The sequence below is a fragment of the Paenibacillus sp. FSL R7-0312 genome (assembly GCF_038004445.1).
In the GTDB taxonomy this organism is placed as follows: Bacteria; Bacillota; Bacilli; order Paenibacillales; family Paenibacillaceae; genus Paenibacillus_AQ.
The window spans coordinates 6,419,197-6,428,847 of record NZ_JBBORE010000001.1 but is presented as its reverse complement, the minus strand read 5'-3'; the positions used below and the strand labels follow the sequence as shown (position 1 = coordinate 6,428,847).

Annotated in this window: 2 protein-coding genes; both read left to right on the top strand. The window is 51.8% G+C overall.

The window, feature by feature from the left end; translation table 11 throughout:
- Positions 1–66: 66 nt before the first annotated feature.
- Positions 67–8,784 (top strand): chitobiase/beta-hexosaminidase C-terminal domain-containing protein, encoded by an 8,718-nt coding sequence (locus MKX70_RS28070; protein ID WP_340841316.1) that lies wholly within the window; start codon positions 67–69, stop codon positions 8,782–8,784.
- A 31-nt stretch (positions 8,785–8,815) separates the two neighbouring features.
- On the top strand, positions 8,816–9,505 hold the full coding sequence (locus MKX70_RS28065) for a S1 family peptidase (protein WP_340788468.1): 690 nt from the start codon (positions 8,816–8,818) through the stop codon (positions 9,503–9,505).
- The last annotated feature ends 146 nt before the right edge of the window (positions 9,506–9,651 follow it).

The window sequence follows — 9,651 nt, the reverse complement described above, 5'->3', positions numbered from 1 at the left end:
ACCGCCTATTGTGGAGTGCGGGCACACTTTGCTGGGAGTTCATAATACTATTCGGGTGGTGTCAAAATGGCTTTGAAGCGGAAATCAATTATAGGGTATTTAATAGCGCTGGCAGTGGTTGTCGTTGCGGCAGTTGCGGGCGGAATCATGGCTAAGGCTGATCCGCAGACCTGGGACAGCCAAGCGGATGTCAAATGGTATGTACCAACTAATGATACCTTCAAAATTAACAATGCAAAGGAACTTGCAGGTGTTGCCAAGCTGGTCAACGAAGGCACGGGTAACGGCCTGCAAGGGAAAATCATGGAAATTACTACCAACTTGAATCTCTCTGACTATCAGTGGGTGCCGATAGGTACGGCTGAGCATCCATTCCGGGGAACATTGATCACAGAAGGCGGGTTGATGAAGAGAATATCCGGGATGAATGTAGTAGAGAATCTTTCATACCAGGGATTGGTAGGTAACATGGAGGGCGGTACTATAGGCGGCCTAATCTTTGACACAGGCTCCATCACTGTCACAGGTGTAACCTATGATGTATATGCAGGCTCCGCAGTAGGTAAAATGAGCGGCAGCAGCATCGTTTTCGATATTACCAACAATATCAGCATCAGCACTCACGCTTATCCGTACCGCTCCTTCACGGGAGGAATTGTCGGAATGGGCGAAGGTATGATCTCTAACTCTATCAACAACGGAACCATTACGGCGCAAGGCTCAGCTGATATCGGCGGGATCCTGGGCTATGGCACATCCAGAGGCATCATCATCAAAAAAGTGGTCAATAATGGAGCAATTCTCGCACAAGGTACTGACAGTGCCGTTCTCACCGCAGGCGGGATTGCAGGTCATACTACAGGACCGCTTAGTCTGAGTGATGAAGACACTCCAATCATCAATAATGCTTCTGTCACCATCGCTGGCGGAAACCAGGTTGTGGCAGGCGGAATTGCCGGTAAAGTGGACAATACCGTAGTATTCTCTAACATGACTACCAACAAGGGTGCAGTTACGATTAATGCACCTGCAGCAGAAGGCTCGGCAGCCGGGGCACTGGTGGGTGCGACAGGAACGGTAGTCAGTCCGGAGGTTGGGATTACGTTCGTAAATACCGCTCCGGTTGTCAATAACGGCGGTAAGAATGTATACACAGGAGGAGTTGCCGGTTACACCGTTAGCAAATTCACCTGGACACATGCTTACATCAACACGCAGCCGATTACAGCTACAGGTACACAAAATGTATTTACTGGCGGATTTGTCGGATATGCTGCAGGCGGACTGGTAACGAGCAACGCCACAGCAGCAGCGTTTGAGAATACAGCGCTTATCTCTGTTAACGGGGGAACCGCAGTATACACCGGTGGGATTGCGGGTTATGATGCCGGCGGGAATATGAGCCAGGCTTCCTCCAAAGGTGCTCTGAATGTAAAAGGTACAGCGGATGTATACACCGGCGGTATCGTAGGGTATGAAGCCGGCGGAATGATTACATCCTCAGTAACCGGCAAAACCGCTGACGATCTTCTGGCGATAACTTCAGATGGCACGACCGGGGGAATCGCCGGCTATCTGGAAGGTACCTTGAATGATTCTTCTGTTAAATATGCAACACTGCAGTTAACTTCTGCAGGCGGGGTTGCCGGCGGAATTGCCGGCAACGCGCAAGGAACCATGAACAACATCACTGCCGGAGATGCTTCCTCGGCAAGCTACAGCACGTTAATTCTGAAAGCTGTGGTGGCCGCTCCGGGAGACGGCCAGGATAACATCACGTTCGGCGGACTTGTAGGCGTGAACACTAAGCCTCTGGTTCTGACTGGCGGTAAGGCTGCCCGGATCAGCTTCCTGAATGAAACCGGCAAAAGTGGATATACCATCGGCGGCGCAGCCGGTAAGCTTACTGCGGATGCGGTAATCGGCACTGTCGCCGTGCCTGCGGAAGTACAGGATTTGCTGGTTGAACTGAAGGCCGACAAGGTCAGCTTCGGCGGTGGCGCAGGGAATAACTCGGCTGCCCAGTTCAATGGACACACGAGCCGTACTGAAATCAAGGCTACAGGTGCTTCGGTAAAAGCTGGCGGAATGTTCGGTGAGAACCATTCGGCAGCAGCGGCTCCGTTCAATCATGCGGAGAATGTAGTCATCACTTCAACGGGTGCGGATAACGTGCTCGGCGGGAATACCGGTCTCAATACCGGTCAACTGGTTAATGCTACAGTTACCCAGCTGTCTATTGAGGCGAATGGTGTACGTGCTGAAGCCGGCGGGATTGCCGGACATTCGGAAGGACCGGCAGCTCCTGCTGACCGGGCGGGAATGAAGTCAGCTGTGCTGAATGTTCCCGGGTATGACCCGATGATTACGCTGACAGCCGTGGAATCCAAAGCGGGAGCAATCGTAGGGGCTGCGAAAACTACGGATATTAATAATCCGGAAGTGAACGCAGCGGATGACGCGCAGGCGTTCATTCAAGCGCAGGCAGCTAAACCGTCTGTCGGCGGCTTGGCGGGCACACTTGAGAACAGCGTTATCTACAGTGACAGCAAACTAGTGAATTTGGAAAATATGTTGATTCTGGTGGCGCCAGCCGCTACAGATGCCTATATTGGCGGTATTGTCGGCTACAATGATGCCTCCAAGCTTGACCGTCTGGTAGGTACAACGGTAAATCTGACGATTAATGCACCACGCGCTACTGCCGGGGGGGTTGCAGGGTACAATCACGGTAGTTCTTCAGGGATTATTGTGAACAGTTATATAAGTGCTCTGAATCTGAAGGCTAACGCCGGAGCGGTTTCATCTTATATCGGGGGGATTGTGGGCTTGAATGATGCCCAGACGATTGATCCTGTATTGAATCCGGCCACAGCGGTTAGTACGATTCAGAATACGCGTACACTCGGTACGGTATCCGCTGTTTCACCTACTTCAATCGTGGGCGGGATGGTCGGTGAGAACCGCACTCTGATTGCCAATAACAGCATTACTGATAAGATCACAGTAATCTCCAGAGGCAATTCTTCTATCATCGGCGGTTTGGCCGGGGTGAACACGGCAACAGGAACTCTCTATTATACGTATTCCAATGCCAACTTGACCATCGAGGGTGTAGGCACCCTGGGTGGCGGACTGGTAGGTGAGAATGCAGGGGCAGTTCTCGGCTCCTATGTAGATATCGACGTTACAGGCAATGCAACAGGAACAGCAAGCGGATCGGTCTACCTGGGCGGGCTGATCGGCAGAAACACAGCCGGTACGGTGGAGCAATCTTATACCTCCTCCAAGGTTACGGCAAACGGTGTATATACGAATGTCGGCGGTCTGGTCGGGGAACACTCCGGCGGTACCATCAAGAACTCTTATGTAGCCAAAAGTGTAGCAGCTGCCAAAGCCAATTCTTACGTTGGCGGCTTCATCGGCAGAATAACTAACGGTAAAGTGAACAATGTATACTCGGCGGCGCAAGTTACTGCTGGTTCGGGCGCTTATGCCGGCGGCTTCGCCGGACGGTATGACAATGCAAGCAAAGAGCTGCTCTACAAGTCTTATTACATTAAAGATGAAGCGCTCAACATCAACTCTGACCTGCCAGATTTCGCAGAGGGCAATCACCGCTGGCTGAATGTGCATGTGCGGCTGACTACGATCCTCTCCGAAACGCTGAAGGATAGAACGGTCTTCCCTGGCTTGTCAGGCTGGGACTTTGAAGGCGCGTGGAAATACGGCTCGCTAAACGCAGTTTACCAGTATCCTGAAGTAAACCGTGCAGCGAATACCGGCGGTGATATCGGTAATGATGTCAATGCCAATATCAACTGGTACATGAAGGATAAGGATGCTATCAGCTTCCAGATTACTACGGAAGCAGAGCTTGCCGGTCTGGCAGCGATTGTCAACGGCACGATTGCCGGTGCGGACAAATTCGACTTCACGGACAGAACGGTGACGATCATGAATCCGATCCATATCCAGTCCAAGCAGTGGGTTCCGATCGGCAACAAGGTAATCAATCCTTTTGAAGGAACCTTCGAAGGAAACAATCACTTGATCGATGGCTTAACCTTGCAGCCGGTGTACACTCATTCCGGATTGTTCGGAGTCATTGGTACGAAGGCGATCGTTCAGAATATCAATCTGGAGCCGCTCTCTGTTGCGGGCAACCAGTACACCGGAGTCCTTGCCGGGATGAACCTGGGTACAGTGAACAATGTGGACCTTAAGCTGCTTGGCGGCGTGAAGGTCAGCGGCGGAATTGTCGGGGGGATGATCGGCAGCAACTCAGGCAGTATCACCGGACTCCACCTTACGCTGGACGGCGGAAGCCGGATTGAGACGGTTGCTGACCACGGCGTTGCCGGTGGATTAATCGGTGAGAATACAGCAGATTTCACAACCGGGACTTATACCATTAAGGATATAGACGGAAGCACAGGCAGCGCTGCTGACCATGCGATTGTCGGCGGGCTTATCGGAGTCCAGACGGGTGATGTAACAGGTCTTGAGCATGAAGTGAATTCACGTTACCGGGTTTCGGCTACGGGAATGGAATCCACTGTCGGCGGACTCATTGGCCAATTCACCTCGGGCCAGGCGAAGGATATTACGCTGTCCTTCGCTGACGGAATGCTTGAAGCACGCGGACTCGGCTCGATTCTCGGCGGCATCATCGGCCAATCGGATGCCGGAAACAGCATCAGCAATATCACAGTGACAGGCTTCGGAAGTGGTGTGCAGTTGACCGCCAACGGTACTGCCGGTGGTGTTGTGGGCGTTAAAGAAGGCAAGCTGGGCGGAATGTTGGCCCGGTCCATTGACCCAGGAAACAGCTTTGACATTGAACATGCAGCAGTTGAAGGCGTGAAGCTGTCTACTACGGGTGACAGCCTGAAGGCTGTTATCGGGGGGATTGCCGGATCGGCTGTCCATACGGCGATCCATGATGTCCGGTTCAATGCTTCTTTGCAGGCCGCAGGTGAAGCCATCACTGCCGGAGGTATCCTGGGAGAGAGTGTGAATTCTATCCTGTACCATGCGGATGCATCACCTGATCTTCAGGTTGCAGCGAAGAACGGCGATGCAGTAGTCGGCGGGATTGCCGGAATGGTCTCTGCGGATGATATCGACCAGGGCTTTGATTTCGGCAAAGCCTATCCGCTGTACAGCGGCATTTACATTGCCAAAGTTCAAAGCGGCAAGATAACGGTCACTGGAGCAGACAATAGTGCTGATCTCTATGTGGGCGGTGTGGCAGGCAAGAACGACAATGCCTCAATCTATAGTTCAGAGGTTGCTTCCGGGCTGAATGTAACCGGCGGCAACACGGTGAATGCAGGCGGAGTTGCTGGATACAGCAGCGGTATCATTGTAGATACCATCGTGAAGACCGGTCTGCATGCGGATACCAGCAGAGTGTATAATACCGGCGGGCTGGTCGGCTGGGGATCAGGCGGCGAAATTCATTACAGCAAGGTGATCGCCGGATCTGGACAAGCTTTGACGGTTGGCACAGCGTTAACACTGGGTCAATCTGTACCGGCGACACATGCCGGCGGGGTAATCGGTATGGGGGATACTGTAAAAATTACGTATACCCATACGGATATTCCGGTACAAATCACTGATACCAATCAGGACAATACCATCTATGCGGGCGGCTTTGCCGGACTTCTGGGTGATAACGGTACGCTTGCAGGACAAATTCAGAAATCCTATGCAGCAGGCAAGCAGAATGTTAGCGGCAGATTAGGCTCTTATGTCGGCGGCTTCGCAGGTTCAGTAGATCATTATTCGATTTCGGACTCTTATGCTTCCGGTGATATCAGCAATACCGGCTTCGACACACGCAGCGGCGGTTTCGCAGCAGCGGTGGAGAGAAGCGGCAGCATCAGCAATTCTTACGCATTGCAGAACAAGATTTCTACAGTCGGAGTGAAGTCTTCGACCCGTTCTTACAATGGTGGCTTTGCCGGATATAATGACGGGACTCTGACAGGCGTCTATGCCAATGTTCCGGAGATTTCCGTTAATGTAGCAGGCAATAACGTCTCTACAGGCGCACTGGTCGGCTATAACTTCCGGGACGGCAAAATTTCCGGTTCGTCGTATACGACAGGTACGCTGACGTCAGGACTGAAGGCTATAGGCCACAATGCAGGTGCGGCAGCTGGCGCTGTGAGTTCAGCAGCGGTTAATCCGCTCAGCTCAGGCACATGGATTATGGATTATGATACCTCCTTCCTGAACGATCTGACAGACGGAACAATCACGGTCCAGACTCCGCTGCAGCTCTCGGGTGCAGTCATGTTCTATAACGAGACAGGCCTGAATTATTACAAGCTGTTCAATAGAACAGCTGACGACAAACCGGAGCTGATAACCATCCTGCTTGGGGCGGACATTAATCTTGCCGGAAGCACTTGGACCGCTTTCGACAGCTTTAAGGGAGTATTTGACGGTCAAGGCCATACGATTAGCGGACTTTCACTGAATACCTCAGAGCAGCAGACAGCTGGATTCATTAAAGAAAACCACGGTCAGCTTCTGAATGTTAACTTTACCGGAGCGGAAATTTCCGGCGCAGTGAATTCCGGGATTGCTGCAGGGATCAATTACGCAGATGCAGTAATTCGCAAGGTTAACGTCAGTGGTTCTGTAGCTGGCAGTGCCACAGCAGGCGGAGCTGCAGGTGTGAATCAAGGACTCATTGAGAAGGCAGCTAATGACGGAGTTACTCTTTCGGGACAAGGCCGTAAAGGTGGAATTGCCGGACGCAACGCCGGAGTGATTCACCAGGCAGTGTCCAAAGGCAATATTGATGTTACTGCCACACTGGCAACCGGCGGCATCGCCGGCGAGAACAGTGCGGAAGGCATAATTACCGAATCGATGTCCTATAGTGATATTCATGTGGCTTCAGCCCAGGCCATAGCCGGAGGAATCAGCGGTCTGAACGCGGGAGAGATCAAGAACAGCTTTTCTGCCGGGACTATTTACGCAGAAGGAATGTCTACAGCATGGGCAGGCGGTATCGCCGGTCTGGCGGAGAGCGGAGCGATTACTTCTTCCCTGAATACCGGAGAAGTGAAAGCTGGAGTGAAAGGCAAAATCCTTCCGCTGCAGGCCTTCTTCGGAGGGATTGCCGGACAGAAGTCAGATCATGCAACCATCAGCCAATCCTTGTTCAACAGACAAATGCTGAAGAATAATATTGCGTTCTACAATCTGGCTGGTCAAGCAGTAGCTGGCAACAGCAGTAGTGCAATGGGGCTGCTTGGCACAGAACTGACCCGCAAGAATCTACCTGCTGGTCTGGATGCCGGAATCTGGACAGCACAGAACACATTCTATCCGGTACTTCTGGCCTTTAACGGAACAGACGAAGGAACTCTTGCTTCTGCGGCTGTAATACTGAACCCGCAGGATCTGATTAATCGTGTAGATTCGGGATTCAGCTTGAGCGGCAGCGGAGCCCTAGTATGGAGTGCAGATCCGTCCAAGGCTGATGTGAACGGGGCTGCAGGAAGCTTGAAACAGGGGGGCAGTGCAGTACTGAAGGCAACAGCCGGAGGACAGAGCAGAAGCATTACAGTTAATGCGGCTGCACTGCAATACCCGGGCTCGGCAGTTGTACCAACTGCAACACCTGAGGATAAGAATTTCACCAGTGAAGTGAAGGTGGAACTTGCAACAGGCGAGCAGGGAGGAAGTATCTACTATACACTGGACGGTACGAATCCTACCGAAGCATCAATGCTGTACAACGGAGCTATCGTTCTTAAGAGCACTTCGACGGTTAAAGCTATCACTATTGTACCAGGCAAGGAATACAGTCCGGCTGCAACCTGGACCTGGACGCTTGTAGTACCTAATCCTGGCCCTGGTTCTGGTCCAGGCTCCGGGGGTCCTGGACCTGTTGTTCCGGCTCCGAGTCCAACACCTAAGCCAGCAACCCCAGTGGTTACGGCTATTGCAGGCGGATCGACAGTGAATGGAGACAGTGAAGCTCCAGTCAAAATCGCCAAGAACAGCAAGCTGAAGCTTACAGCTCCAGAAGGGCAGACGATCTACTATACAACGGACGGAAGCACACCGACATTAAACAGCATGAAATACACCGGTGAGCTGTTGATTACCAAGACCATGACGATCAAAGCGATCACAGATAAGGACGATACTGTCACTACCATCGAGTATGTGGTGGAGAATGCCAAGTACAGCCTGAAGAGCAATGCTGGAGAAATTAAGTATATTGCTGCTTATCCGAATGGGTTGTTTATGCCAAATGCAGCCATTACCAGATATGAGCTGATCCAATCCCTTGCTCCGCTGCTGGATATGGAAGAGGTGAATGTAGGAAACCTGTTCAATGATGTAAGTGCAGGCAACGAGGCTTTGACCGGATTCTTCGCTTCGGCAGGAATTATTGAAGGTTATCCGGACGGCGGCTTCGGCGGAGCGAAGGGCTTGACGCGAGCCGAGTTCTCCAAGATCATGACTACAGTGCTGAAGCTGGACGTTACAGATACCGGAGTTACGAAGCAGTCGGATCTGAAGGGCCACTGGTCAGAGAATTATGTGAATGCCCTGTCCAAAGCAGGTTATGTACAAGGCTTCCCAGACGGCACATTTAAACCGGGATCACCGATTACCCGTGCTCAGGCTGTAGTGCTGATCAACCGGATTGCCGGTACGAAGAAGCTGACTGTAACAGCAGTACGCTTCAAGGATCTTCAGGCAACCCACTGGGCTTACAAAGATATCATGTCGGTTGTGCAATAATTTGTAATTCTTTTATGAAGGAGATTGGCGGATGAAATCAAAACTGCTTGCCGTAAGCCTGATCTTCTCATTGATCTCGGCAGTGCTCTTCTATTCAGGCACTACGAGCGCCGATACACCAAGTGTGTATAACGCTGAACAGAGCTACGGAATTGCGAATGAAGCCATGTTCTATCTGCGGGTACTCAAAAGTGACGGCACCGCAAGTTCCACGGGGACAGGAATTATCCTGTCTCCGGCCGGAACAGCGGCAACGGCGTATCACGTGGTCAAAGGTGCGGAGCGGATGGAAGGAGTGATGGCGGATGGTAGTATTATCAGTCCGATCAAAGTCACGAAATTCGATGAGCTTAAGGATGTGGCTGTTCTTGAATTGCCAAGTCCTGCTGCTATGAAGCAGAAGGGTAATGCGTATGCTTATCTTCCGCTGCGTAAGGACGTCCTGAAGCATGGAGAGGCAGTATTCGCACTGGGCTATCCGCTTAAGAATACAGCGATCATCACCGAAGGGATTGTCAACACACCTGCTGCGGAGATCAATGGAAGAAGCCGGATTCTGACTTCGGCCCAGGTGGCAAGCGGGATGTCCGGAGGACCACTGCTGGATACGCATGGCCAGCTTGCCGGAATTATCTCCGGTTCGCTGCGGACCATGAATAACATTCATCTGGTTGTAAATATGGAGGATCTGCGCAGCCTGCTGCCGGCAACCTTCAAGTAGAGTTCATTTCAGAAGCAGCTCAGACAACAATGAAGGCTGCAAAATAATAATAACAATGGCTGTCCTCTGACGTTTGGAGCAAACGGGGGACAGCACTTTTTTTAGAAGCCTGTACCGATAGACTGCGTAATTCACCCGTCCGGAAG